Origin of the sequence: Janthinobacterium sp. PSRC1-1 (genome assembly GCF_049897525.1) — a bacterium.
GTDB lineage: Bacteria > Pseudomonadota > Gammaproteobacteria > Burkholderiales > Burkholderiaceae_D > Janthinobacterium > Janthinobacterium tructae.
Window position 1 is genome coordinate 55,691 of record NZ_JAFCWK010000009.1, and the last position, 24,691, is coordinate 80,381.

Consider the following 24,691-nt stretch of genomic DNA (forward strand, 5'->3'; position numbering starts at 1 on the left):
CTGCATGTATGCGCAAGAACCTGTGCAAGAACCCCAAAAATTATCAGTCTGATAAGGAGTAGCAAAAATGGATTTCAGTAACCCAAGCAAACTCGCCCTGTTGAGCCCCTTCGAATTGAAGGATGCGCTGATCCAGACGGCCAAGCAAAGCAACCGTTTGATGCTCAATGCGGGCCGCGGCAACCCGAATTTCCTGGCGACCACCCCACGCCACGGCTTCTTCCAGTTCGGCCAGTTCGCCATGACGGAAGCGGAGCGTTCCTATGTGTACATGGATGACGTGGGCGGCTTTCCCACGCGCGAGGGCATCGAGGCGCGCTTTGAAATTTTCGTGCGCAAACACGAAGGCAATCCGGGCGCGCATTTCATCGAGGCGGCCGTGTCGTATGTGCGCGACCAGCTGGGCCTGAGCGCGGGCGATTTCATTTATGAAATGTGCGAAGCGATTCTGGGTTGCAACTATCCCGTGCCGGACCGCATGCTGCGCCTGTCCGAGAAAATCGTCGGCCAGTATATCCACCGCGAAATGATCGGTGACCATCCGTTTATCGGCAACTTCGATATGTACGCCGTCGAAGGCGGCACGGCGGCCATGACGTATCTGTTCTCCAGCCTGAAATCGAACCACATCATCCAGGAAGGCGACACCATCGCGCTGGGCATGCCGATCTTCACGCCGTACATCGAGATTCCCCAGCTGAACGACTACAAGCTGAACACCGTGCACATCGATGCGCCGCAATCGAACAATTGGCAATTCACCAAGAAGGAGCTGGACAAGCTGCTCGATCCGAAAGTCAAAGCCTTCTTCCTCGTCAACCCCAGCAATCCGCCGTCCGTCAAGATCGATGACGAGACCCTGGAATATATCGCCAAGATCATCAAGAAGCGCCCGGACCTGATCATCCTCACCGATGACGTGTATGGCACCTTTGCCGATAATTTCGTCTCGCTGTTCGCCATTTGCCCGTTCAACACCATCCTCGTGTATTCGTTCTCGAAATACTTCGGCGCGACGGGCTGGCGCATGGGCGTGGTGGCCACGCATGAAAACAATGTGCTCGACGACAAGATTGCCAAGTTGCCGGAAACCATCAAGAAGCAGCTCGATGCGCGCTATCACTCGATCACCACGGAGCCGCGCCAGCTGAAATTCATCGACCGCCTGGTGGCCGACAGCCGCACGGTGGCGCTGAATCACACGGCTGGCCTGTCCACGCCCGTGCAGGCGCAGATGACCTTGTTCTCGCTGTTCTCGCTGATGGATGAAGAGCAAAAGTACAAGCAGTCGATGAAGCGCATCGTGCTGCGCCGCAAGGAAGCGCTGTACCGCGAACTGGGCTTGCCGATGGTGCATGACGCCAACTCCGTGCGCTACTACCATCTGCTGGACATGGAGTCCCTGGCCGCGCAGATGCATGGCGTGGAGTTTTCGCAGTGGCTGCTGAAAAAGCTGAAACCGAACGAAGCGCTGTTCCGCCTGGCCGAGGAAACGGGCGTCATCCTGCTGCCGGGCCGCGGCTTCGGCACCACGCATCCGTCCGGCCGCGTGTCGCTGGCCAACCTGAACGAATACGACTACGCCAACATCGGCCGCGCCATCCGCAACATGGCGTCCGAGTTCTTTGCCGTGTTTGAAAAGGAGAAGGGCGGCAAGAAGGCGAAGAAATAACTAGTTTGGTAAAGGCTTGACCGCAACGGGCGCCCCGCAAGAGGCGCCCGTTTTTATGTCTCCGTCCCGGTAACCAATAGTGCAGGCTGGAATGGACATCCGTGGATATAATTGCTATTGTGAAAGTATAAACATGGCAACCCCGTGCTTTCCCCTCATTCATTGACTGGACGCTCCATGGGCAGATTGCAAGGACACATAGCATTATTGCTGGCGGGCGCGCTGGGCGCGGCCATGCCCGCCGTGGCGGAACCGCTGACATTCAACGAAGCGCTGCAGCAGGCGGCCAAGGCTTCGGGCGCCGTGCAGGGCGCGGCGCTCGACGTGCGCGCCAAAACGCTGAAAGCGGAAGCCTTGTCGAATATCGACGGCCCGTCCGTGGACTTGACGGCGTTTCGCGGCCGCTTGTCGACCGATTTGAGTATCGATACGAGCGGCCTGGCCGGCGTGGTGGGCGGCATCGAATCGGTGCTGCCGCCGATTCCCGGCTTGCCTACGCCGCACATTCCCAATTCCCTGAACCGCGAAGTGGTGACGGACCTGACCTCGTTCGGCTTGCTGGGCATGTGGCCCATCTACACGGGCGGGCGCCTCGACGCCGTCAAGGGCCTTGCGTCGAGCCTGACCCTGGCCGCACAGGCCGAGCACACGGAAGCGGAAGAGCAGCTGGCCACCCTGGTGGCGCAGCGCTATTTCCAGTTGCTGCTGGCCAAGCGGGTGGTGGCCGTGCGGGCCGAAGTGACGGCCGGCGTGACGCAGCACCAGCGCGACGCGGCCAAGCTGGAAAAGGGCGGCCTGATTTCGCGCGCGGAACGCCTGCGCGCCGACGTCGCCCTGGACAGCGCCCGCAGCGAGGAAGCGCAGGCGCGCAGCGACGAGGAAATCGCCCAGGTGGCGCTCGACCGCTTGCTTGCCGTCAACTCGCAAGTGCTGCCCAGCACGCCGCTGTTCGTCAACAGCTTGCCGGTTGGCACTTTGCAATCGTTCATCAGCACGGGCATGCGCGAAAATGCGAACTGGAAAAAGATCGACAGCAAGCGCGTGCAGGCCGAGCAAGCTTTGAAGTTGCATGGCAAGGAATACGCGCCCACCGTGTTTGCCATCGGTAATTACAATTTGAATCGCGGCAGCGAAAAGCTCGTGCGCTCAAACTGGGCCATCGGCCTGGTCGTGTCCGTGCCCCTGGTGCACCGCATCAATACGGGCAAGATGATCGCCGCCGCCAAGCTCGACCAGGAGAGGGTGGAAGTGGTGGCGCGCCAGGCCGAGCGCGACATTCCCACCCTGATCGAGAAAAACTGGCGCGCGCTGGAAAACGCCCGTATCCAGTATCTGTCCACGGCCTCGTCGGTGGAGCTGGCACGCGAAAATATCCGCTTGCAAACAGTCGCCTTCCAGCAAGGGCAGGTGACGTCGCTGGAAGTGGTCGACGCGCGCCTGAACCTGGCCAAGGTCGAGACCCAGCGCGCGCAGACCGCCTATCACTATGTGATGGGGCTGGCGCAATTGCTGCAAGCGACGGGCGAGACGCAGCGCCTGGGCAGCCTGGCCGCTGCGGCCGATATCCAATTACCTGTGGACAAATAATAATGAGCACCTCCAAAAAACCCTTGGCCATCGGCGCCGCCATCATCGTCCTGGGCTTCGTCGGCTGGGGCTTGTACCAGGCCTTCCAGCCGCAGCGCCTGCCCTTGCAGGGACAGATGGATGCGCAGGAAGTCAATGTCTCGTCGAAAGTGCCGGGCAGGGTGGGCGAGCTGTACGTCAAGCTGGGCCAGACGGTACCGAAAGGGCAAGTGCTGTTCCAGCTGACGAGCCCGGAAGTGGATGCGAAGATCGCGCAAGCGACGGCCGCCACGCAAGCGGCCGATGCCGTGGCAAAGAAGGCGGAAGCGGGCGCGCGGCCGGAAGAAGTCCGTGCCGCCAAAGCCAACTGGGAACGGGCGCAAACGGGGGCGACCATCGCCAAGACTACCTACACCCGCGTCAACAATATGTACGAGCAAGGCGTGATCGCCCAGCAGAAACGTGACGAGGCGCAGGCGCAATGGCGCGCCGCCGACCAGTTGGCGCAGGCGGCCCGCGCGCAATACGACATGGCGCAAAAGGGTGCCCGTCCGGAAGACAAGACGGCCGCCGCCGCCCAGGCGCGCCAGGTGGGCGCCGTGCTGACGGAAGCGCAGATCGCGCTGGCGGAAACGAAGATCGCCGCGCCGGTGGCCGGGCAAGTCAGCAAGATCCAGATCCAGCCGGGCGAACTGGCGCCGCAAGGTTTCCCCGTGATTACGCTGGTGAACCTCGACGATGCCTGGGCCGTGCTGCAGGTGCGCGAAGATGAAATGGCGGCGTTTGGCATGGGCAGCACGCATACGGCCAACGTGCCGGCGCTGAAACAGCAAGTGAGCTTCAAGGTCAGCTCCGTTGCCGTGCTGCCCGATTTTGCCACGTGGCGCGCGGCCCGTCCGGGCGGCACGGATTTGCGCACGTTTGAAATCCGTCTGCGCCCGGCCATCAAGGTCGATGGCTTGCGTCCGGGCATGTCGGTCGTGTTTCCTCCGCTCTGATAGCCGATGAACGTAGCGAATAAAGAGCCGGTTTCAGCGCTGGTGCGCGAATGGCGGCGCTTGCGCGGCGACTTCTGGGATGTCGGCATGCTCAGCTGGATTCCCGTGGTGCTGTGCGGCATGTTGTGGCTGGTGTTTTCCGCCGGCATCGCGCGCGACTTGCCCATCGTCGTCATCGACAACGACAATTCCACCCTGTCGCGCCAGCTGACGCGCTGGCTCGACGCTTCGCCCGGCATTGCCGTGGCGGCGAAAGTGGCGTCCAGCGACGAAGCCCTGCACCGCTTGCGCGAACGCACGGCGTTTGGCTATCTGGTCATTCCCGGCGATTTCGAGCAGAAACTGCTGGGCGGCCGCCAAGCCACCGTGCAATGGCTGTACAACGCGCAATTTTCCTCGCACGCGGGCGCCTTGCTGCGCGATGTGCGCACGGTCAGCACGACCTTGTCGGCCGGCATCGAGATGACGGCGCGGGTGAAAAAGGGCATGTCGGGCGTGCAGGCGGCGGCCCAGTTCGAACCGATCCGCACGACACTGAACAGTTTATACAATGAAAACACCAGCTATGAAGCGTTCCTGACCCTGGCTCTGATGCCGGCCATGCTGCAGATTTTCATCGTCGTCGCCGTCGTCACGAGCATCGGGCGTGAGTTGCGCGACGGCACGGTGCCGCAATGGCTGGCCTCGGCGAACGGCAGCTGGCTGCGCGCCGTCGGCGCCAAGCTGCTGTTTCCCCTCATCGCCTATTGCGCGCTGGCGCTGCTGTACTTGCTGTTCTTCAGCCTGGTGCGGGACTGGGCCGTGGCGGGCAGCTTGCCGGCCTTGCTGCTGAGCATGTTGCTGCTGGTGCTCGCTTACTGCGGCTTGGCCACCTTGCTGATCGCCGCCACCCTGTCGCTGCGCTTGGCCCTGTCGGGCGCGGCTTTCATCACGGCGCCGGCCTTCGCGTTCGCGGGCCAGGCCTTTCCCTTGATGGCCATGCCGGCACCGGCGCGCGCCTGGGCGGAAGCCTTGCCGCTCACGCATTATCTGCAGCTGCAAACCAAATACTGGCTGGCCGGCGCGCCATGGCGCTATGGCGTGCAGGAAATGCTGATACTGGCCGGCTTTGCCATCGGCTGCGGCGCCGTGGGTGTATTCCTGCTGGCGCGCCGCGCGAATGCGCCTGCGGCATGGGGGCGCACATGATGTGGCAATCCTTCCTCGCCACCTGGCGCGCCATGCTGACGGACAAGGGCGCGCTGACCTTGCTGTTCATCGGCGGCATCATCTATTCCTTCTTTTATCCTTTGCCATACTCGACGGAAATCGTCCAGCGCGTGCCCGTGGCCGTCGTCGACCAGGACCGCAGCGCCATGTCGCGCCAGCTGACGCGCTTTGCCATGGCCCATCCATCGCTGCAGGTGATCGCCGTCACGCCGGACTTGCCCGTCGCACAGGATTTATTGTGGCGCGACCAGGTCATGGGCGTCTTGATCCTGCCCGACGGCTTGCAGACGGACGTGCTGGCCGGCCGCGCCGCCCATGCGCAAGTGGCGGGCAATGGTTTGTATCTGATGCTGAACAAGGTGGCCCTGAATGGCCTGGCCGAAGTGGTGGGCACCGTGTCGGCCGGTATTGAGCTCAAGCGTCTGGGCGCGGGGACGCCATCGACCATCCAGGCGAACCAGCAGCGCTCGCCCATTGCGTTTGACGCCGTGCCCCTGTTTAACGTCAAGGAAGGCTATGGCGCGTATGTCGTGCCGGGCGTGGCCACCTTGATCGTGCAGCAGACTTTGCTGATCGGCATGACCATGCTGTTTGGCACCTGGTATCAGCGCAAGAGTTTCCCGCTGGCGGGCCGGCGCACGGCGGGCGGCTATGCGGGCATGCTGCTGGCCTTTGCCTGCGTGGCCTTCTTGAACTGCTGCTATTTCTTCGGCTTCGTCTTCTGGTTCCAGGATTACCCCCGTGGCGGCAACTTTGGCGGCATGCTCTTGCTGCTGGTGCTGTTTTCGCTGGCGGAAGCGGCCTTCGGCATGCTGCTGGGCATGCTGTTCCGCACGCGCGAACGGGGCACCCAACTGATGATCGCCACCTCGATGCCGGTGCTGTTCCTCGCTGGCCTGACCTGGCCCGTGTCATCCATGCCCGTCGTGCTGCAATGGCTGCGCTGGCTGCTGCCATCGACGGCCGGCATCCAGGGCTTTGTCGCGCTCAACCAGATGGGCGCTTCGCTGTATGAAATCCGCCATGAAGTGGCCGGCTTGCTGGCCTTGCTGCTGGCGTGCGTGGTGCTGGGCTGGTGGCGCTGGCGCAGGATGGAGGAAACGGTTGTTGATTTGAACAAGGCGTAGTGGGAACGATATGCAATAATTTCGTTTCCGTAACCCCGGCGAAATGCCGGGGTCGGTCCCAAAGGGATTGGAATGCAGTCCATTGGACTGCATTCCCCCTGAGGGTCCGACCCCAGTCCTTGGCTTAGGGTTTGACTCGCTGCCTTTCTGAGAATCACCATGTCCGCCTTCAATTTGTTCCAGCGCCTTTCCCAGGCCCCCACCAAACCCAAGGCGGCGCCCGCCGCGCGGCAGTTCGACGTGGCTGACTTGTACCAGGGGCCCATCGCGCTGGGAGCGGAAGGCGAGGCGCAAGCGCGGCCTTTCGATGAAAAGCTGCGGCAGGCATACTTTTGGATCGTCAACCACGCCATCATCAGCCCCCATTACGACATCGAGTACAACGATGGCCCGTCGCAGACGTATTCCGTGGGCGACAGCCGGCGCACTCTGAATTTGCCGTCGGCGCAAAGCTATTCGAGCTTCATTTTGCTGCCCCTGCTGACCTTCGCCACGCGCCGAAAATGCCTGTTCGTCGGCGGGCCGGGACGGGGCAAGACGGCCAGCGCCCTGTTGATGGGGGTGCTGGCCGGTTCCACCGTCAAGGAGGTGAAACGGGCCATGCAGCACGGCCATCCGCAGATGACGGTGGCCGATTTGCTGGGCAATCCGCTGCCGGCGGACCTGGTGAACGCGCAAAGCATGGACGATATCCGCATCGCCTGGCGCGCCTGGCTGGGCATGCGCGTGAAAATCGTCGATGAATACAACCGCATCCCCACGCGCACGCAAAGCGCGCTGCTCACCGTCATGGGCGACAATTACGCGGAAGTGCTGAACCATATTTACGAGTGCCCGGAAGCGGCCTGGTATCTGACGGCCAACGACGACCAGGGCGGCGGCACGTATCAGGTGATCGAGGCGCTGCGCGACCGAGTCGACGTGACGGTGCAGGCGCTGGCCTTCAATCCGCGCTTCCTGAATGAACTGCTGCTGCGCGTGGAAGAAAACGTGCGGCCCGAAGAGCTGGTGCCGCCCGATATCATCTTCACGGAAGGCGAGGTCGATCAAATCGGCGAGGCGATCCGCCAGGTAGGCATACCGGACGCCGTGCGCCGGCGCCTGGAGTTTTTCGCCAGCCAGTTCGAGCTGTTCGAGACGGCCGGCGGCCAGTTCGAATACATGACCAAGGATACGGCCCGCCTGGCCGGCGCCGACCGGGGAGCGGCGCAGGCGGCCGACAATGGGCGCGACCGCCTGAAGGACCTCGGCTGCCAGACCCTGAACGGCATCTCCGTGCGCACCCTGATGGCGCTGATGATCTACGCCAAGGCCATGGCGTATTTTCGAGGTAACGGTGAAGTGGAGCTGGAAGACTTGCGCCAGGTGCTGCCGTTCGTCCTGCACAATAAACTGCAGCCGGACCCGGACGCGCCATTTTTCGCGCTGCCGGAAAACGCCGCCTACCGCAGCGACAGATTGGGCTGGCTGCGCCGTTTGTTCGATTTGTCGAACGATGAATTCAATCGCCTGGACCTGGATCGCGATGACCCGGTGGGCGTGCTGTCCGCCGAATTCGACCTGGGCCTCGATGGCGTCAGCGAGCGCGAGACCCTGGCGCGCCTGAACCGCATTGAAAAGCTGATCGGCGAACGCACGAAGGGCAGAAAACTGTATGGTCCCCTGTATGACGATTTGCTGAAACTCAAATACCTGCATCAGCGCTATACGAATTACCGCAGCTGGCTGCGTTCGCAATGAGCGTGCCGCACTGTCAAGGCTTCCTGGAAGCGCTGGCCATGCTCAATGGCGAGGCGAGCGACTTGTGCGCGAGCTACGAGTTGCGGCGCCTGCCCGATGCGCCGGACCTCGCCACGGCGCTGGGTCTGCGCGTGGAGGATTACGCCTTGCACGTCATCGCTCCGGCACGCGACTTGCCGGCCGCCTTGTGGCGCATCAATGCGGCGCCGTGCGGACGCGCGCACCTGGAACAGCTGTGCCAGCGCTGGTTTTTCTCGTCGCGGCACATGCAGGCGGCGCCACCGGGCCGCTTCCGCGCGCAACTGGTGGCCGCCTTCCTGGCGTCGCTCGACGATGCGCTGGGCGGATTTTTCTCGTACGCCGTGACGATGACGCCGCCCTCCGGTTTCTGGTACGCGATCCACTGGGACGAGATCGCGTTCGAACTGGGGGATGAACGTTATCTGCTGCACTTTTCGCACAGCGACTGACAGGCTGCGATGATTTCTCCTGCCTTTGCCTCGATACTCGCCAGCGGCCGCGCCCAGTTCAATGGCCGCGCAGCGGAAGCGCGCCGGCGCTTTCCCTCGCTCGACATGGCCGCTTTCGGCGCCTTTTTGCACGATGGCGTCGATCCGCTGGTGGTGGCCGTGGCCGCTGCTGCGCCCGAGCGGGCGGGCGGTGCGACCCTGGCCGCCTACGACATGGCCCTGGAACTGGTGGGCCATGGCCTGGCCGGTCCGGTGGCGAAAAACCCTTTCGTTAATACCGTCTGGCGCGAACTGGCGCCGCAGTTTTCGCCGCTGCTGGCGACGGCCCCCGTCGAGGTGCTGGGCATGCTCAGCAACGCCGCCATTCATATCGGCGGCGTGGCCGGGGCGCGTCCCGCGCAGTGGCAGCGCGAGCTGGTGGCCTTGGCGCCGCAGCTCACTTCGGTGGCGCAGCTGCGCGCCGTGGGCCAGGTGCTGGCCTGGCGCGCCGGTGTCGCGCATTTCCGCCAGGGCGCGCTGGCCGCCGCCGACACCTTGCCGCCAGCGCTGGCGCTGGCCGCCTTTGGCGAGCCCGGTGCGCACTGGCCGCAGGTGCGTGCACAGTTGCTGGACTATCCCTGGCGCGGCAACGCCGAGGGCAGGGAGTTCGGTTCTTTTACTGGCCTGGGTGGCGACTTCGGCACGCCGCCGCAGGTGCGCGCGACAAAGGACGGATTTGTCGTGCGCAGCGCGGAGCGCCATTACCTGCTGGTTGCCGACGCCTATGGCGCCGTGCTGCACAGCGCCACGGCGCAGGAGTTTGAGCAGGCGAATGCCGATATGCCTCCGTCCGTGCGCCTCGATGGCGCGACCCTGCAGATCGGCGCGCGCCGCATCGCGCTCGACCTGCCGGCCGGTGACATCGCGCTTGCCGCGAATGCGCACACACTGGCCATCACGTCGCCGTGGACGCACGCGATCCGCCTGCTGCCGCTCGCATGAAAAAGCCCGAGACCGCCGACACCGCGCTGATCGACAGCTGGCGCGCCGCCTGGCCCGAGGCCCTGGCCGTGTGGAGCAAATTTACGCGCCTGCGCGACCCGAGCCTGTGCGCCAGCCGCGTCGCGGCCAGCAAGCAGGGCTTGTCCGGCAGCTTCGCCATGATCCGCCTGCTGGACCAGAGCGTGGTGGTGGATTTGCCGCTGGTGACGGAACTGGGGCTGGACGACTATGCGCTGGAAATCCTCGCGCATGAAATCGGCCACCACATCCTCGCGCCGGGCAGCGCCAGCGACCAGTTCCGTTTGCTGGCGCGCATGCGCCGCGCCTTGCCCACCCTGGAACAGCACGCGCCCATGGTGGCCAACCTGTACACGGACCTGTTCATCAACGACCGTTTGCAGCGGCAGGCGAATTTGCGCATGGCCGACATCTACCGCAAGCTGCAGCAGGGGCGCTCTGTCGAAGCCAAGTCCAGCGGTGGCGTATGGACGCTGTACATGCGCATCTATGAAAACCTGTGGCAGCTGGAAAAGGGCGAGCTGGGAGGTGGCCAGGCCGACGAGCGCCTGGACACGGACGCCTGGCTGGGCGCGCGCCTGATACGCGTGTATGCGAACGACTGGATGCTGGCGGCGGGCCGCTTCGCCACCTTGCTGCTGCCCTATCTTGTGGAAGACACGGACGCTCTGAGCCCGAGCCGCTACCTGCTCGACACGCGCGATGCGGCCCGTGGCTGCCAGACGTATGGCGCGCAGCAGATCGAGGATGACGAGGAGGGCGGCGCCATCCATCCGGTGCACGACAAACGCATCTCTGGCCTCGATGGCGAGGAGCCGCAGGCCCAGGCGCCGGCCGGGAACGGCGGCGGCCAGCTGCGCGAACCGTTCGAGCTGGGCGACATCTTGAAGGCTTCGGGCGTGGATCTGAGCGACCATGAAATCGCCATCCGCTATTATCGCGAGCGGGCCTTGCCGCACCTGGTGGCGTTTCCCAGCCGCCCCGCGCCCGAGTCGCAGGAGCCGCAGATGGAAGGGCTGGAAGCGTGGGAAATCGGCGACCCTCTGGAAGACATCGACTGGCTGCAATCGGTGATGCAGTCGCCGCGCCCCGTGCCGGGCGTGACCACCGTGCGCCGCGTATATGGCCGCGAACCGGCGCGTGCCATCGACGCCGTGCCCGTCGACCTGGACATGTACGTGGACAGTTCCGGCTCCATGCCGAACCCGCAGGCGCACACTTCGTTCCTGACGCTGGCCGGCGCCGTCATCGCCCTGTCCGCCCTGCGCGCCGGCGCGAAAGTGCAAGTGACCCTGTGGAGTGGCAAGAACGAGGTGATGCAGACGCCAGGTTTCGTGCGCGATGAAGACATGATCCTCGGCGTGCTGACGGAATTTTTTGGCGGCGGCACCTGCTTTCCCATCCACCGCCTGCGCCAGACGTATGCGGGCAAGCGCGAACGGCCCGCGCACATCCTGATGATCTCCGACGATGGCATCACCACCATGTTCGACAACGATGAACTGGGCAACAGCGGCTGGGATATTTCCGCCAAGGCGCTGGCCCAGGGCGGCGCGGGCGGCACCATGGCCCTGAACCTGGAGCGCGACTGGGATGGCGCGGCGGCCAACAAGTGGCTGCAGCAAACCTATGACGATTTGAAGCGCGCTAGCCGCGAACAGGGCTGGGATATCCACGCCGTCGAGCGCTACGAGGACTTGCTGGACTTTGCGCGCGCGTTCAGCCGGCGCCACTATATACAACCATGACATGCACACTCCCGGACCCCACCTCGAAACCCTGACGCACCGCCTGGCCGACACGCCCGTCGAATTCCTCGCCGAGCCGCGCATCGCCGGTGTCGCCAATGCGCAGGCGGTGGCGGTGGCCGCCCTGGTCAACGACATTTTGCTGCTGCATGGCGCGCGCGCGCCGGCCGCGTCACTGCAGGGGTTTGTCGGCGCACAGGTGAAGGCGGACCGCAACCGGCTGGCGCTGTCCATGATCTTGTGCTGGCTGCTGGCCGACGACTGGTTCATCGAGCAGCAGCTGCCGCAGCCCGCCCTGCTGCAGGTGCTGGGCGAGGCGGCGCGCGAACTGGCCGCCAGTACGCCGGCCCACCAGTTCACGCAAGACCCGGAGCGGCGCGAGGAACTGGCGCGTATCGTGCTGGCGCGCCTGGGCTTTCGGCCGCGCGACGAAAGCGTGGCGCAGGCCACGGACAGGTTGTCCGCCATCAGCGGCACGGAGCGCCGCCGCCTGCTCGAAGCGAGCCGTCTGGCCGAGCAGCGCGCGCGCGAAATCCGCGAGGCGCTGGCGAAGAAGGCGGCCGAGGAATCGGCCGACAAGTGGTCGCGCGAATGACGCTCGCTGGCAAAGCTGACGTCAATCTGCCGGGCGGCGCCTGGGAATCGGACCGCGACTACTGTCCCACCCTGACGCCGGCGGGCGCGCGCATGCTGGAAAAACTGCGCAGCCATCCTTGCGCGCCCCAGTACCGCAACCGCAGCGGCAACAAGCTGTTTGCCGCAGAGGTCGAGGCACTGCGCGCCTATGAGCGGGAAGTCATGCAGGCGGTAGTCGCCTGGAGCGCCGCCGCGCCGCCATCCTGGCTGCCCGATTTTCTCAAGGCGACTTACGCCGCGGTGCCGTACTACCGCGCCTGCGGTTCGCCGCCTTCTCGCCTGGTGGACGTGGCGCCCATCAGCCGCGCCGAGCTGGCGCACGATATCGCCGCCTTCGTGCCCGACGATGCGGATCTGGCGCGCATGATCAATTTTCAGACCACGGGCACCACGGGCCACCCGCTGCTGATCGCCTCGCATCCACTGGTGGCAGGGCGCTACCTGGCCTTCCACAAGCGCGCGCTGCGCCGCTTCGGCGTGACCCTGCGCCATGGCGCGGGCCAGGTGGGCGTCATGCTGCTGGGGCACCAGCGCCGCTGCTTCACCTATGTCTCCGTCACGCCCACGATGGACGAATCGGGCCTGGCGAAGATCAACCTGCATCCGGACGACTGGCGCCACCCGGACGACCGCGCACGCTATCTGGACGCCATGGCGCCCGAGCTGATCGCGGGCGACCCCATCTCGTTTGCCGAGCTGCTGACATTGTCCATGACGCACAAGCCAGCTGCGCTGCTGTCCGTCTCGATGATGCTGTTGCCCGGCATGCGCGCGCGCCTGGAACAGCGTTTCGGCTGTCCCGTGCTCGACATCTATTCGCTCAATGAAGTGGGCCCGGTGGCCGTCTACGACGAGCAGGCGGGCGGCCACGTGCTGCTGCAGCACAGGCTCTACGTGGAAATCCTCGATAGCTGCGGCCAGCCCGTGGCCGATGGAGTGCGCGGCGAAATCACCGTGACGGGCGGTTTTAACTTTTGCCTGCCCCTGGTGCGCTACCGCACGGGCGATTACGCCTCGCTGGCGCATGGTCCGCACGGTCCCGTGCTGGTGGGTCTGGCCGGGCGCAGCCCTTTGCGCTACCGGACGGCCAGCGGGGAATGGATCAATAATATCGACATCACGCACGCCTTGAAGCCGCTGGCCATCGCCCTGTTCGGCGTGCACCAGCATGGCGATGGCAGCGTCGCGCTGCGCCTGGCGCCGGGCGCCATGCCGCAGGCTGACCGGGCGCGCGCTTTGCTGGCGCCCTTTTTCGGCGCCATCACGGTCGAGACCTTGCTGGCGGAAGACAAGATCATTCAATACACTTCGGATTTGCAGGAAGCAGTGGCATGAACCTTTATAAGCGCGGCCTCGTGGTGGGCAAATTCTGTCCGCTGCATCTGGGCCACGAACTGTTGATCAAGCGTGCGCAAGACGCTTGCGAAGAACTGCTGGTGGTCAGCTACACCAGGCCTGAATTTCCCGGCCTGGAACCGGCGCGCCGGGAAACCTGGCTGCACGCGCAGTTCCCGCAGGCGCACATCGTCGTGCTCGACGATGCGCGCCTGGCCGCCCTGTGCGCAGCGCGCGGCGTGCCTGCGCGGCCGCTGCCGCACAACGACGACGAGGGCGACGCGCATCGCCACTTCATGGGCTGGCTGTGCTGGACGGTGCTGGACCTGCCCGTCGATGCGGTGTTCAGCAGCGAGGATTACGGTCCCGGCTTTGCGCAGGTGCTGGCACGGCATTACGCGATGGGCGCGGTGGCGCATGTCAGCGTGGACCAGGCGAGAACGCTGGTGCCCGTGTCCGGCACGCGGGTCAGGCAAGACCCACAGGCGCACAGCGCCTTCCTGTCGCCCGTCGTGCGCGCCGACCTGGTCACGCGCGTGTGCGTGCTCGGTGGCGAATCGAGCGGCAAGACGACATTGACGCAGGCGCTGGCGCGGCATTTCGAGACGGAATGGGTGGCCGAATATGGCCGCGAACTGTGGGAAAGCCAGGATGGCATTTTGCACTACGACGATCTGCTGAACATCGGCAGGGAACAGCTCAAGCGTGAAGCTGCCGCTGCCGCACAGGCGCGACGCTGGCTGTTTTGCGACACGTCGCCCCTGACCACGTATTTTTACTGCGTCGAGATGTTCGGCCGGGCCGAGCAGGAACTGGCGCAGCTGGCCGAACATCGTTACGACCGGGTGCTGCTGTGCGCGCCCGATTTTCCCTTCATCCAGGATGGTACGCGCCGCGACGGCGATTTCCGCGCGCGCCAGCATGCGTGGTACCAGGCTGAGCTGGCGCGGCGGGGGATTGCGTATGTCGATGTGTCAGGGACGGTGGACGACAGGGTCAGGCAGGTGGCGCAGCTATTGGCGGCGCGTCATCCGACGTGACCATTACAGCGGCCGCACGGGAATGCAGATCTCGCAAGAGAATTCGCCGGTGGCCGGGTCCATCGCCGTGGCGGCGTAAAACCGTTCGAAGCACGGACGCTCATCCCACTGCAAGCCGCTGGACGGCAGCCATTCGCGCATCATGCGCGTCCACGCTTCGGCGATGGCGCTGGACGGCCCTTTGAACTGCGCCACCGCATAGCGCCCGCCGGGCAGGGTGGTGATGCTGGCCCGGCCGCCCGATTGGAAGCCATCTGGCAAGGCGACGCAGGCGTCGTAGCGGCATTTGTCCGGCGGCGTGATGCTGGGATCGTCATGGCCGATGCCGTAGCAAATGGCATCGGCCAGGCCGTGCGACTGCATCCATGGCGCGACGGTGTCGCGCCAGAAGGCGCCGATGGCGGGACCGTAGGGGCCGATGTGGCGCTGGCATGCCACGCTGGCGGGTGGCAGGTCGATAATGGTGACTTGCATGGGACGCTCTCTATCAAGTGGATTGGAGTGCCCATGGTGCTGGAAGTGCGGTCCGTTTTCCTGACCGGGATTGCGCATGGCCTGATCCGGATTGCTATCTTGCCGGCGCAGGCGCATGGCCGCCAGCATGGCGGCGTTTTTGTCGGCGACGCCGGCGCGCCATGCCGTCGGCGTGCAGCCGAATTTGATCTTGAAGGCGCGCGCAAACGCTTCGCCGGAACCGAAGCCCGTCGCCAGCGCGATGTCCAGTATCGTTTCGTCGGCGCGGCAGGCCAGCCGCAGGGCGGCCGTTTCCAGGCGCCGGCGGCGCGCATAGTCGCCCAGCGTTTCGCCCATCCAGGCGGCGAATACGCGGTGAAAGTGGAAGCGCGAAAAATGCGCGACGTCGGCCAGCTGCGCCAGGTCCAGCGGCGTGTCGAGGTGGCGGTCGATATGATCGAGCACGGCATTCATGCGCCGCGCATATTCTGCGCGGAACTGGCCACGGAACTGGCAAGATGCCGGCTGCTCAGGGGGAGTAGGAGGAGTAGACATGCCGCCGATTATGGCATGAAGTCCCCTCCGTGCGGTTTGCAACAGGGCCTGCGGCCGCGTGGAAGGCCGGTTCTGGCTCGTTGCGCCAGTGGTCGATTTATGCCGGCAGTGATACCTGGCCCGCTGGTCGGCTGCACAGTTCCAATAGCCAGGCGATCGAGCGATACGGGCGGCCCGTTTCGGACGAGAGCCCGATCTCGCAAGTGCGGTTGGTCGATACGCCGCAGGCGCAGCCGGTGGGCAGTTCGGCCTCGATCTTGCGCAGCGCGTGGCGGTTCAGTTCAGGCGCCGCGAAGCCCAGGTCGCCGCCGAAACCGCAGCAGCCCACGCTGGCCGGCTGCACGATCTGTTCGGCACAGGCGCTCATCACGGCCCGCAGTTTTTTGTCTGAACCGCTTTTCTGAACCGAGCAATTGATATGCAAGGCAATCGGGCCAGCCTGTTTGACCAGGCTCAGCTTGGGCAACAAGGCGTCATGTGCAAATTCATGGAAATCGGACACGCTCAGGCGCCCGGCCATGTGCTGCTGCAGGCGCAGGGCGCAGGCGCTGGCATCGGTGACGATGCGATAGCGCCCGTTTTCGGAGGCTTCGGCCAGCGCCGCTTCCAGCCGCCTGGCGCTGGCATCGGCTTGTTCCGTCATGCCCTTGCTGGCCAACATCTGGCCGCAGCACAGTTGTTCGACACCGCGCGGCAGCCGTGGCGCGTAGCCGGCACGCTGCAGCAGTGTCTGGATCACCTCGGGCAGCGGCGCTTCGCCGGCCTGATCCGGTCCAAAGATGCGGCTGGCGCAACTGGGGAAATACACCACCGGTTCGCCCGGGCCGGGAGCCTGCTGCGTCACTTTGGCGGCGGCGCGTGGCATGCTGCGGCGCCAGGCGCCGCCCGACACCGTGGCCAGCGTCCGTTCGCCAACGATACCGGCGGCGCCATGCCCAAGCCGCAATCCCAGCCGCGCGAGCAGGGCGACGGCGCCGAAATGGTTGCCGCTCCAGCGCCCGATACGGCGCGCCGCGCCGCTGTGCCGGCGGCCGCGCAAATCGCGCACCAGGGCGCCCGTATCGATGCCGACCGGGCAGGCGCTGGCGCACAGGCTGCAACCGGCGCAGGTGCCCAGTCCCATGTACACGTAGTCCTCGGCCAGTTTGCCGGGCGCCTCGCCGGCCAGTTCACGCCGCGACAGTTCGCGCCACGCGATGATGCGCTGGCGCGGCGACAGCGTGAGCTGATGCGAGGGACACTTCGGCTCGCAAAAGCCGCACTCTATGCATTTGTCGACCAATGCGGACGCGGTGGGCAGCGGCTTGAGATGCTCCAGATGGGCTGTGGGATTGTCGTTGAGGATGACACCGGGATTGAGCAATCCTGCCGGGTCGAAGCTTTGTTTGATGCGGTACATCAGGGCGGTCGCCTCGCGGCCCCATTCCAGCTCGACGAAAGGCGCCATATTGCGTCCGGTGCCATGTTCGGCCTTCAGCGAGCCCTGGTACTTGTTCACCACCAGGTCGCACAGCGCCTCCATCAGGCGGCGGTAGCGCTGCACTTCCTGCGCCTGGCCGAAATCCTGCGTGAACACGAAGTGCAGATTGCCCTCGAGCGCATGGCCGAAAATGACCGCCTCGTGGTATGCGTACTGGCGCAACAGGGCTTGCAAGTCGAGCGTCGCGGCGGCCAGCGAATCGAGCGGGAAGGCGACATCTTCGATGATGACCGTGGTGCCAGTCGCGCGCATCGCCCCGACGCTGGGGAAGATGCCCTTGCGTACGTTCCAGTAGATCTCGCATTGCGCCGGGTCGCTCGAAAAGCGCGCCGGTGCTATCGTGTCAAACGCTTGCAGCGCCGCCAGTGCCGCCGCCACGCCACGTTCCAGGGCCGCTTCGTCGCCGCCGCGCACTTCGATCAGCAGGGCGGCCGCGCCGGCGTCCAGTTGCCGTAGCATCGGCGGCAGGCCGGCCTTGTTCTCGACCGAGCGCAGCGCGGCGCGGTCGAGCAACTCCACCGCCGACACGGCCAGGGGCTTGAGCGCCAGCACGGCGGCGCAGGCGCCAGCGATGTCGGCGAAAAAAACCAGCGCGCTGGCCTTGTGCCGGTGTTCCGGCACGGTGTCGTAGGTGATGCTGGAAATGAAGCCGAGCGTGCCTTCCGACCCTATCATCAGATGGCACAGGATGTCGATCGGATCGTCATAGTCGACCAGCGCGTTCAGGCTGTATCCGGTCGTGTTCTTGATCTTGTACTTGCGCCGGATCAGGGCCGCCAGCGCCAGGTTCGCGCGCGTTTCCCTGCCCAGCTGCGCCAGCGTCGACAGCAGTGCGCCGTGACTGCGTTGAAAGGCGGCGACGCTGAGCGGGTCGGCGCTGTCGAGGAGGGCGCCATCGGCCAGCATCACGCGCATCGCGCGCAGGGTGCGGTAGCTGTTTTGCGAGGTGCCGCAGCACATGCCCGACGCATTGTTGGCGGCGATGCCGCCGATCTTGCAGGTGGCGATCGAGGCCGGATCGGGGCCGATCTTGCGGCCCAGCGGCGCCAGGCGGCGATTCACTTCGGCGCCTATCATGCCCGGCCCCAGTCGCACGCTCAGCGCATCGTCGGCCTGCGCATAGGTGGCGAAGCCGTCGCCCAGCAACACCAGCATGCCGTCGGTCACGGCTTGCCCGGACAGGCTGGTGCCGGCGGCGCGGAAGGTCAGGTGCATCTGATGCTGGCGCGCCACCTGCAGCACATGCGCCACGTCGGCCTCGTCGTCCACCACCACGACCACCTGGGGCAGCATGCGGTAGAAACTGGCGTCGCTGCCCCAGCTCAGGCGGCGCAGTTCATCGGTGATGACGCGCGCGTCCGGCAAGCGTGCGCGCAGCGCCGCGATCAAGGCCGGGTTCGCGGTGGTGGATGCGGTGTTTGATCGGTTCATGCTGGCGTACTCCTGTTGATTATCGTCGGCAAGACAGAAGCCACTACCATCATGGCCTTGCCATGCTCATTGTTATCGCTGACATGTCAACGCTTCAGTCACGCAAGGGCGTTCAGGCCACCCGCTTGCAGCGCAGGGCCAGCAAATTGAGCCAGCGTTCCACGCCTTTCACATCGCTGCTGCACGATGCATAGTCGGTGACGGTGCGCGCCGCGCGCTCAAGCAGCTGAATGTCCGCCTCGTGCTGGCGCGCCACATGCGGGTCTTCGAGAAACAGCACGCGGCGGCATTGGCGGTTCAGGATCAGTTCGGCAATTTGCGCATCGCCGCCCAGGGGGCCGCTGCGGAAAGGTCGCACCCAGTTGCGGCCGGCCTCTTCTCCCTTGATCTTTTGCGCCAGCTGATTGAGCAAGCCGCCTGTGGTGCCGGTGGCGCAGCGCATCGCGAAGCTGTCCAGCAATGCGAAATGCCGCTCCGCCAAGGCCAGCATGCAGCCTTTCATCGCGTCGTGCGCAATCAGGGCGATGCTTTCATTGGCCAGGTCAAAGGTGGAATCGAGCGTCGGATCGGGCGCCGCGCCAACGGCCACCGCTTCCAGTTCGAGCCACTCCCTGGCGCCGGCCAGGGTCGAGAGGAATGGTTTGCCGTGGATGACGCATTGACGTTTCAAGGCCAGCGCTTCGGGAAAATTGGACGACGGGTCCAGCGGGTCCATCAGGTAAATCACCGCGTCCAGCGCCTTGGCCGGATCGCTCTCGACGACGCGCGACACCAGCATCATCAGGCCGCCTTCGCGGCCATAAGGAAAGCGCTCGATCGACGGGTAGTGCGGCAGCAAACCGTGGCTCAGGATCGCGTCGAGGGTTCTGCCGACGACGACGAATTGCGGTTGCAGGTGGTTTTCGATCGCCGCCTGCCCACCCTGGAGCAGGCGCACCAGGGCCGAGTCGGCGGCATCCTGATGCGCCCGGTTTGCAGCCAGACCGATTCTGTAGCGGGGACAATGCAAGGGCATGATGGTTCGGCTTTCAAGGCGGCGCTGCGGGTGGCCTCGCGTCCGGAAAGGGCGCGAGGCCAATCTGTGTCACGGATCAGAGCGTGATTGCTGTTCCCAGTTGCTGGAGAAATTGCGCCAGCCATTGCGGATGCGCGGGCCATGCCGGCGCCGTGACGAAACCGCCATCGGTGACTGCCTGGTCCACTGCAATGTCCGCATAGTCGCCACCGGCCAGGCGCACTTCCGGCGCGCACGCGGGATACGCCGCAATGCGTTTTCCGCGGATGACATCGGCGGCCACCAGTACCTGCGCGCCATGACAGATGGCCGCGATCGGTTTGCCGGCGGCCGCGAATTGGCGCACGATCTCGATCACGCGCGGGTTCAGGCGCAGATATTCCGGCGCGCGGCCGCCCGTGATCATCAGGGCGTCGTAGTTGCCCGCCTCGACTTCGTCGAAGCTGGCATTGAGCACAAACAGATGCCCCGGCTTCTCGGTATAGGTCTGGTCGCCCTCGAAGTCGTGAATCGCGGTCTTGATCTTGTCGCCGCTCTTCTTGCCCGGGCAGACGGCGTGCACCGTGTGGCCGACCATCTGCAATGCCTGGAACGGCACCATCATTTCATAATCTTCCGCAAAATCGCCGGTCAAAAACAAGATTTTTTTCGCTGCCATGTGTGTCTCCTGGTGAAAGTGCCTGCTCCACGCCGCGCCGGCCGTGCGTCGTCATCCGTCCTGCATGGCAAGACGGCCCTGTACGGCAGACGCGGGGGAGTAGTGGAATTAAGATTTATAGTTGTACAGCAGTGCCGCCAGGACGGCGCCCAGCAGCGGGCCGACGACCGGCACCCAGGCATAGCGCCAATCGCTGTCGCGCTTGCCCGGGATGGGCAGGATCGCGTGCATGATGCGCGGACCGAAGTCGCGCGCCGGGCTCATCGCGTAACCGGTGGTGCCGCCGAGCGACACGCCGATACCCAGCACCAGCAGGGCGACCGGCAAGGCACTCATGGCGCCCAGTCCGAAGCTCGGCGCCGCCATGTTCAGCACGGCAAACACGAGAACGAAGGTGGCGATCATTTCGGAAGCGAGGCTGCCGAAGGTGCCACGGATCGCCGGGCCGGTGCAAAAGACCGCCAGTTTGGTGTCGCCATCGGAGGTGGCCTCGAAGTGCTTGTAGTAGATGACCCAGACCAGAAACGCCCCCATCATGCCACCGAGCATCTGCATGGCGACATAGGCGGGGACATTTGCCCAGGGAAATTTCCCGACCACCGCCAGCGCCACGGTCACCACCGGATTGAGGTGGCCGCCGCTGGCGGTGGCGGTGCACAGCACGGCGACAAAGACCGCCATCGCCCAGCCGATGGCGATCACGATCAGGCCGCTGTTGTGGCCCTTGGTTTTTTGCAGGATGACGTTGGCGACCACGCCATTGCCCAGCAGGACGAGCAAAGTGGTGCCGATGAATTCGGCGAATAAAGGATGCATGTGAAACTTCCAGTGAGGTGGTGGGGATGGGCGTGGGGTCGATCAGACCGCATCGGCCCAGGCTTTGCTGGCGTTGACCGCACGCTGCCATCCCTGTATGTGGCTCTTCACTGTGTTGGCGTCGAGCGCCGGCGTGAAACGGCGGTCCAGTTTCCATTGGTCCTGTATGTCGCTGACATCCTTCCAGTAGCCGACCGCCAGGCCGGCCAGATACGCCGCGCCCAAGGCCGTCGTTTCGGTGATTTGCGGGCGCACCACGTCCACGCCGAGCAGGTCCGACTGGAATTGCATCAACAAATCGTTGGCCACCGCACCGCCGTCGACCCGCAATTCGGTGATCTTGCCGCCCAAGTCGGCTTCCATGGCCTTCAATACGTCCAGCGACTGGTAGGCGATGCTGTCGAGCGCAGCGCGCGCGATGTGGGCCGAGGTGGTGCCGCGCGTCACGCCGAACAGCGTGCCGCGGGCGCGCGGATTCCAATGCGGTGCGCCCAGGCCGGCGAAGGCCGGCACCAGATAGACGCCGTCGCCATGCGGCACCGAGCGTGCCAGCTCCTCGATTTCAGAGGCGCTCTTGATGATGCCGAGCCCGTCGCGCAGCCATTGCACGACCGCGCCGCCGATGAAAATGCTGCCTTCGAGCGCGTAGTTGACTTGCTCGCCGATCTGCCAGGCGATCGTGGTGACGAGATTGTTCTTCGATTCGATCGGTTTGTCGCCCGTGTTCATCACCAGGAAGCAACCTGTGCCGTAGGTGTTCTTGACCATGCCTGGCTTGGTGCACATCTGGCCGAACAGCGCCGCGTGCTGGTCGCCGGCGATGCCGGCCAGCGGCACGGCGGAGGCGAACAAGGTGGTTTTGGTGGTGCCGTAGACGGCGGAAGAAGGATGGACTTCCGGCAGCATGCTGCGCGGGATATCCATCATGGCCAGCAACTCATCGTCCCATTGCAGCGTGTGGATATTGAACAGCATGGTGCGCGAGGCGTTGGTGACATCGGTGACGTGCAATCCTTGCTGCGAGAGATTCCAGACCAGCCAGCTGTCGACAGTGCCGAAGGCGAGCTTGCCCTGGTTGGCGCGTTCGCGCGCCCCTGGCACATTGTCGAGTATCCAGCGGATCTTGGTGGCGGAGAAATACGAATCGATCGGCAAGCCGGTTTTTTCCCGCACGATGGCTTCGAGGCCGCGGCCTTTCAGTTCATCGCAGAAATCGGCCGTGCGGCGGTCTTGCCAGACGATGGCGTTGTACACCGGGCGGCCCGTCTCGCGGTCCCACACGATGGTCGTTTCGCGCTGGTTGGTGATGCCGATGGCGGCGATCGATGCGCCATTCAGTCCCGCGTGCGTGACGGCTTCGGCGGCGACGCCGGCCTGCGTCGACCAGATATCCTGCGGGTCATGTTCGACCCAGCCCGGCTGCGGATATATTTGCGGGAATTCCTTTTGTGCCACCGAGACGATGTTGCCGGCCCGATCAAACAATACTGCGCGTGAGCTTGTCGTTCCCTGATCGAGCGCAAGAATGTATTGGTCCTGCATCGCCATTTTCTGCATGTCTTCTTCTCCGTCTATAGTTGATTTTTTTTGCCGGTCTTTGCCGCGCCGGTCACTCGGTAAAACTGGTATCCCGTATCCAGGGAGGTGGCCCGGGCAAGGCAACGCCGCCTGGCTCTCAGGCTGATTTTTTCAAGTGCTCATCTCAGGCATCGACATCTGTTTGATCCACTCCTCCAGACGCGCCACATGCCGCGGCTGGCAGTACAAGCCGCATTTGGTTCTGCGCCACAGGATGTCTTCGGCACAGCGCGCCCATTCCACCTCAAACAGATAGCGCGCTTCCTGTTCGTACACGCCGGGCGTCAGTTCCTCGCCCAGGTCCGTCATCTTCTTTGCCGTGCCGAGCATGCGCCGGGCGCGGGTGCCGTAACAGCGCGCATAACGTTGCGCCAGCTTGCCTGGCAGCCATGGGTACTGGACGTGCAGCTGTTGTGCAAAGCGCGCGAAGTCGATGTTCTCAACCAGTGCGTCCGCTTGCTGCAGGTCGCCGCCCGGCAACGGTGCCGAGGCGGTCCAGTCCGGTGCATCGACGCCCAGGCGCGGCTGCAGCATGGCCAGCGCTTCTTCCGACAGTTTCCGGTAAGTGGTGATCTTGCCGCCCCAGATATTGAGGAAGGGGGCGGTGTTCGGGTCGCATTCGAGCAGGTAGTCGCGCGTCACCGCCGAGGCATTTTGCGCGCTGTCGTCGAGCAGCGGCCGCACCCCGGAATAGGTCCAGACCACGTCGCTCGGTGCAATCTGTTTGGTGAAGTAACGGTTGGCCACCTCGCACAGGTAGCTCACTTCGCCGTCGCTGATCGTCACCTTGCCGGGCGCGCCGGTGTATTCCAGGTCGGTGGTGCCGATCAGGGTGAACTCGTCCTGATAGGGAATGGCGAAGATGATGCGTTTGTCCTGGTTCTGGAAAATATAGGCGTAGGGATGATCGAACAGGCGCGGCACGATGATGTGGCTGCCCTTGACCAGCCGCAGGCCGTGCGTATTGCTCACGCCCGAGGCGGCGTTGGCAAATTGCGCGGTCCAGGGGCCGGCGGCGTTGACGATGGCGCGCGCGGTCACCTCGATGCGGCCATGCTGCTCGCTCTCCAGCGTGGCGTGCCAGCCCTGGCCTTCCTGGCGCACCGCCGCGCAGCGGGTGCGGGTCAGGATGTTGGCGCCGCGTTCGCTGGCGTCAAGCGCATTGAGCACCACCAGGCGCGCATCGTCCACCCAGCCGTCGGAGTACACGAAACCCTTGCGGAAATCGCCTTTCAGCGGGCCGCCCGCCACGTGCTGGCGCAGCGACACGCCTTGCGAGGCCGGCAGGAAAGCGCGTCGCGCCAGATGGTCATACAGGAACAGTCCGGCACGGATCATCCAGGCCGGCCGTTGTCCTGCGTCGTGCGGCATGACGAAGCGCAGCGGCCACATGATGTGCGGTGCCGTGCGCAACAGCAATTCGCGTTCCTGCAAGGCCTTGCGCACCAGCTTGAATTCGTAATACTCAAGGTAGCGCAGGCCGCCGTGTATCAGTTTGGTGCTGGCCGAGGACGTGTGCTGGGCCAGATCGTGCTGCTCGCACAGGATGACGCGCAAACCGCGGCCGGCCGCATCGCGCGCGATACCGACGCCGTTGATGCCGCCGCCGACGATTAAAAGATCACAGTCCTGTTGCGCTAGCTGCTTGGTTGTCGATTGCATCATGATCCTGGAGGTGGTGATAGGCCGCTATGGGCTATAAAAAGTGCATGGTTTCAGGGTATTTTTTCATCCAGCTACGCAGTCGCTGCCATGCGCCTGCCTGCCACTGCCATGGGCGCATCCGGGCATTCACGCGAACAGGAAGAGAACTGCGCTGAAGTGAAGAATAACGCGCTTTTTTTTGTTTATTCTACGCACGTTCGAAAATTTAACAACATCTAATTCTTCTTTTTTGTTCGTTTCGATTCGTTTTCGCAACACGAGCATATCGACCATGAACAGCGGCGCATACGTCAGCCGCCCGCCACTTGCCATGGCATAGGCGTGATATCAGGGGATGCGGGGAGGGAGCGACAAGGAGGTTCCGTGCTGGACCGGGGGGCGATCCAGTGCCACCAGGGGGACGATGACAGACGCGTCGCTGGCGCTCCGCGTGAACGCCGGCTTCGCTTTACGGCAGGTAAGCGCCTGTCCCGGCGCGGTCTGCATGCCTCTGCCGGGAC

General features: G+C 64.4%; 19 protein-coding genes. 12 read left to right on the forward strand and 7 right to left on the reverse strand.

All coding sequences use genetic code 11. The features are described from left to right. Positions 1-67 precede the first annotated feature (67 nt). The 12 genes from ACP7DW_RS19605 to ACP7DW_RS19660 all read left to right on the forward strand — a co-directional run bounded on the left by ACP7DW_RS19605 (position 68) and on the right by ACP7DW_RS19660 (position 14,540). Positions 68-1,672, forward strand: a complete 1,605-nt coding sequence (locus ACP7DW_RS19605; protein WP_426056253.1) for a bifunctional aspartate transaminase/aspartate 4-decarboxylase — start codon at positions 68-70, stop codon at positions 1,670-1,672. Positions 1,673-1,849: 177 nt separating this feature from the next. After that, complete coding sequence (locus tag ACP7DW_RS19610; RefSeq protein WP_426056254.1) at positions 1,850-3,259, forward strand: TolC family protein; 1,410 nt, start codon at positions 1,850-1,852, stop codon at positions 3,257-3,259. A 2-nt stretch (positions 3,260-3,261) separates the two neighbouring features. Beyond that, a complete protein-coding gene (locus ACP7DW_RS19615) occupies positions 3,262-4,236 on the forward strand; it encodes an HlyD family secretion protein (protein WP_426056256.1) in 975 nt (324 codons plus the stop codon). Positions 4,237-4,242: 6 nt separating this feature from the next. Further along, the gene (locus ACP7DW_RS19620; RefSeq protein WP_426056257.1) at positions 4,243-5,424 is read left to right on the forward strand and encodes an ABC transporter permease; all 1,182 of its coding nucleotides are present in this window, start codon (positions 4,243-4,245) and stop codon (positions 5,422-5,424) included. Continuing rightward, on the forward strand, positions 5,421-6,572 hold the full coding sequence (locus ACP7DW_RS19625; RefSeq protein WP_426056258.1) for an ABC transporter permease: 1,152 nt from the start codon (positions 5,421-5,423) through the stop codon (positions 6,570-6,572). Before ACP7DW_RS19620 ends, ACP7DW_RS19625 begins: the two co-directional genes overlap by 4 nt. A 159-nt stretch (positions 6,573-6,731) precedes the next feature. Further along, entirely contained in the window at positions 6,732-8,312 is a 1,581-nt protein-coding gene (locus tag ACP7DW_RS19630; RefSeq protein ID WP_070218287.1) for an AAA family ATPase, read from the forward strand. Further along, on the forward strand, positions 8,309-8,782 hold the full coding sequence (locus ACP7DW_RS19635; RefSeq protein ID WP_426056259.1) for a hypothetical protein: 474 nt from the start codon (positions 8,309-8,311) through the stop codon (positions 8,780-8,782). The genes ACP7DW_RS19630 and ACP7DW_RS19635 overlap by 4 nt, the downstream gene beginning before the upstream one ends. 9 nt (positions 8,783-8,791) lie before the next feature. Beyond that, on the forward strand, positions 8,792-9,763 hold the full coding sequence (locus tag ACP7DW_RS19640; protein ID WP_426056260.1) for a hypothetical protein: 972 nt from the start codon (positions 8,792-8,794) through the stop codon (positions 9,761-9,763). Beyond that, positions 9,760-11,529 carry a vWA domain-containing protein gene (locus tag ACP7DW_RS19645; RefSeq protein ID WP_426056261.1) on the forward strand — a complete coding sequence of 590 codons (1,770 nt, stop codon included), beginning with the start codon at positions 9,760-9,762 and terminating at the stop codon, positions 11,527-11,529. Before ACP7DW_RS19640 ends, ACP7DW_RS19645 begins: the two co-directional genes overlap by 4 nt. Position 11,530: 1 nt before the next feature. Continuing rightward, positions 11,531-12,124, forward strand: coding sequence for a hypothetical protein (locus ACP7DW_RS19650; RefSeq protein WP_426056262.1), 594 nt, complete (start codon positions 11,531-11,533; stop codon positions 12,122-12,124). Continuing rightward, positions 12,121-13,500: a capsule biosynthesis protein CapK gene (locus ACP7DW_RS19655; RefSeq protein WP_426056263.1), complete on the forward strand. Its 1,380-nt coding sequence runs from the start codon at positions 12,121-12,123 to the stop codon at positions 13,498-13,500. Before ACP7DW_RS19650 ends, ACP7DW_RS19655 begins: the two co-directional genes overlap by 4 nt. Continuing rightward, positions 13,497-14,540 carry an AAA family ATPase gene (locus tag ACP7DW_RS19660; RefSeq protein WP_426056264.1) on the forward strand — a complete coding sequence of 348 codons (1,044 nt, stop codon included), beginning with the start codon at positions 13,497-13,499 and terminating at the stop codon, positions 14,538-14,540. The genes ACP7DW_RS19655 and ACP7DW_RS19660 overlap by 4 nt, the downstream gene beginning before the upstream one ends. 3 nt (positions 14,541-14,543) lie before the next feature. On the opposite strand, the gene ACP7DW_RS19665 is transcribed toward ACP7DW_RS19660, so the two are convergent. From ACP7DW_RS19665 to glpD, 7 genes are all read right to left on the reverse strand, one after another. After that, a complete protein-coding gene (locus ACP7DW_RS19665; RefSeq protein ID WP_426056395.1) occupies positions 14,544-15,467 on the reverse strand; it encodes an AraC family transcriptional regulator in 924 nt (307 codons plus the stop codon). 178 nt (positions 15,468-15,645) lie between these two features. Next, entirely contained in the window at positions 15,646-18,459 is a 2,814-nt protein-coding gene (locus ACP7DW_RS19670) for an FAD-binding and (Fe-S)-binding domain-containing protein (protein WP_426056265.1), read from the reverse strand. A gap of 112 nt (positions 18,460-18,571) precedes the next feature. Further along, positions 18,572-19,474 (reverse strand): methylglyoxal synthase, encoded by a 903-nt coding sequence (locus ACP7DW_RS19675; RefSeq protein ID WP_426056266.1) that lies wholly within the window; start codon positions 19,472-19,474, stop codon positions 18,572-18,574. Positions 19,475-19,550: 76 nt separating this feature from the next. Further along, entirely contained in the window at positions 19,551-20,132 is a 582-nt protein-coding gene (locus tag ACP7DW_RS19680; RefSeq protein ID WP_426056267.1) for a DJ-1/PfpI family protein, read from the reverse strand. 108 nt (positions 20,133-20,240) lie between these two features. Continuing rightward, on the reverse strand, positions 20,241-20,948 hold the full coding sequence (locus ACP7DW_RS19685) for an MIP/aquaporin family protein (protein WP_099759773.1): 708 nt from the start codon (positions 20,946-20,948) through the stop codon (positions 20,241-20,243). A gap of 42 nt (positions 20,949-20,990) precedes the next feature. Further along, positions 20,991-22,490: a glycerol kinase GlpK gene (gene glpK, locus ACP7DW_RS19690; RefSeq protein WP_289949219.1), complete on the reverse strand. Its 1,500-nt coding sequence runs from the start codon at positions 22,488-22,490 to the stop codon at positions 20,991-20,993. Positions 22,491-22,637: 147 nt separating this feature from the next. Beyond that, positions 22,638-24,188 (reverse strand): glycerol-3-phosphate dehydrogenase, encoded by a 1,551-nt coding sequence (gene glpD, locus ACP7DW_RS19695; RefSeq protein ID WP_426085162.1) that lies wholly within the window; start codon positions 24,186-24,188, stop codon positions 22,638-22,640. Between the last annotated feature and the right edge of the window lie 503 nt (positions 24,189-24,691).

Bases quoted from the DNA above. Each gene is read 5' to 3' on its own strand.
- ACP7DW_RS19605 (WP_426056253.1), top strand. From the start codon at position 68: ATGGATTTCAGTAACCCAAGCAAACTCGCCCTGTTGAGCCCCTTCGAA.
- ACP7DW_RS19610 (WP_426056254.1), top strand. From the start codon at position 1,850: ATGGGCAGATTGCAAGGACACATAGCATTATTGCTGGCGGGCGCGCTG.
- ACP7DW_RS19615 (WP_426056256.1), top strand. From the start codon at position 3,262: ATGAGCACCTCCAAAAAACCCTTGGCCATCGGCGCCGCCATCATCGTC.
- ACP7DW_RS19620 (WP_426056257.1), top strand. From the start codon at position 4,243: ATGAACGTAGCGAATAAAGAGCCGGTTTCAGCGCTGGTGCGCGAATGG.
- ACP7DW_RS19625 (WP_426056258.1), top strand. From the start codon at position 5,421: ATGATGTGGCAATCCTTCCTCGCCACCTGGCGCGCCATGCTGACGGAC.
- ACP7DW_RS19630 (WP_070218287.1), top strand. From the start codon at position 6,732: ATGTCCGCCTTCAATTTGTTCCAGCGCCTTTCCCAGGCCCCCACCAAA.
- ACP7DW_RS19635 (WP_426056259.1), top strand. From the start codon at position 8,309: ATGAGCGTGCCGCACTGTCAAGGCTTCCTGGAAGCGCTGGCCATGCTC.
- ACP7DW_RS19640 (WP_426056260.1), top strand. From the start codon at position 8,792: ATGATTTCTCCTGCCTTTGCCTCGATACTCGCCAGCGGCCGCGCCCAG.
- ACP7DW_RS19645 (WP_426056261.1), top strand. From the start codon at position 9,760: ATGAAAAAGCCCGAGACCGCCGACACCGCGCTGATCGACAGCTGGCGC.
- ACP7DW_RS19650 (WP_426056262.1), top strand. From the start codon at position 11,531: ATGCACACTCCCGGACCCCACCTCGAAACCCTGACGCACCGCCTGGCC.
- ACP7DW_RS19655 (WP_426056263.1), top strand. From the start codon at position 12,121: ATGACGCTCGCTGGCAAAGCTGACGTCAATCTGCCGGGCGGCGCCTGG.
- ACP7DW_RS19660 (WP_426056264.1), top strand. From the start codon at position 13,497: ATGAACCTTTATAAGCGCGGCCTCGTGGTGGGCAAATTCTGTCCGCTG.
- ACP7DW_RS19665 (WP_426056395.1), bottom strand. From the start codon at position 15,467: ATGAATGCCGTGCTCGATCATATCGACCGCCACCTCGACACGCCGCTG.
- ACP7DW_RS19670 (WP_426056265.1), bottom strand. From the start codon at position 18,459: ATGAACCGATCAAACACCGCATCCACCACCGCGAACCCGGCCTTGATC.
- ACP7DW_RS19675 (WP_426056266.1), bottom strand. From the start codon at position 19,474: ATGCCCTTGCATTGTCCCCGCTACAGAATCGGTCTGGCTGCAAACCGG.
- ACP7DW_RS19680 (WP_426056267.1), bottom strand. From the start codon at position 20,132: ATGGCAGCGAAAAAAATCTTGTTTTTGACCGGCGATTTTGCGGAAGAT.
- ACP7DW_RS19685 (WP_099759773.1), bottom strand. From the start codon at position 20,948: ATGCATCCTTTATTCGCCGAATTCATCGGCACCACTTTGCTCGTCCTG.
- glpK (WP_289949219.1), bottom strand. From the start codon at position 22,490: ATGCAGGACCAATACATTCTTGCGCTCGATCAGGGAACGACAAGCTCA.
- glpD (WP_426085162.1), bottom strand. From the start codon at position 24,188: ATGCAATCGACAACCAAGCAGCTAGCGCAACAGGACTGTGATCTTTTA.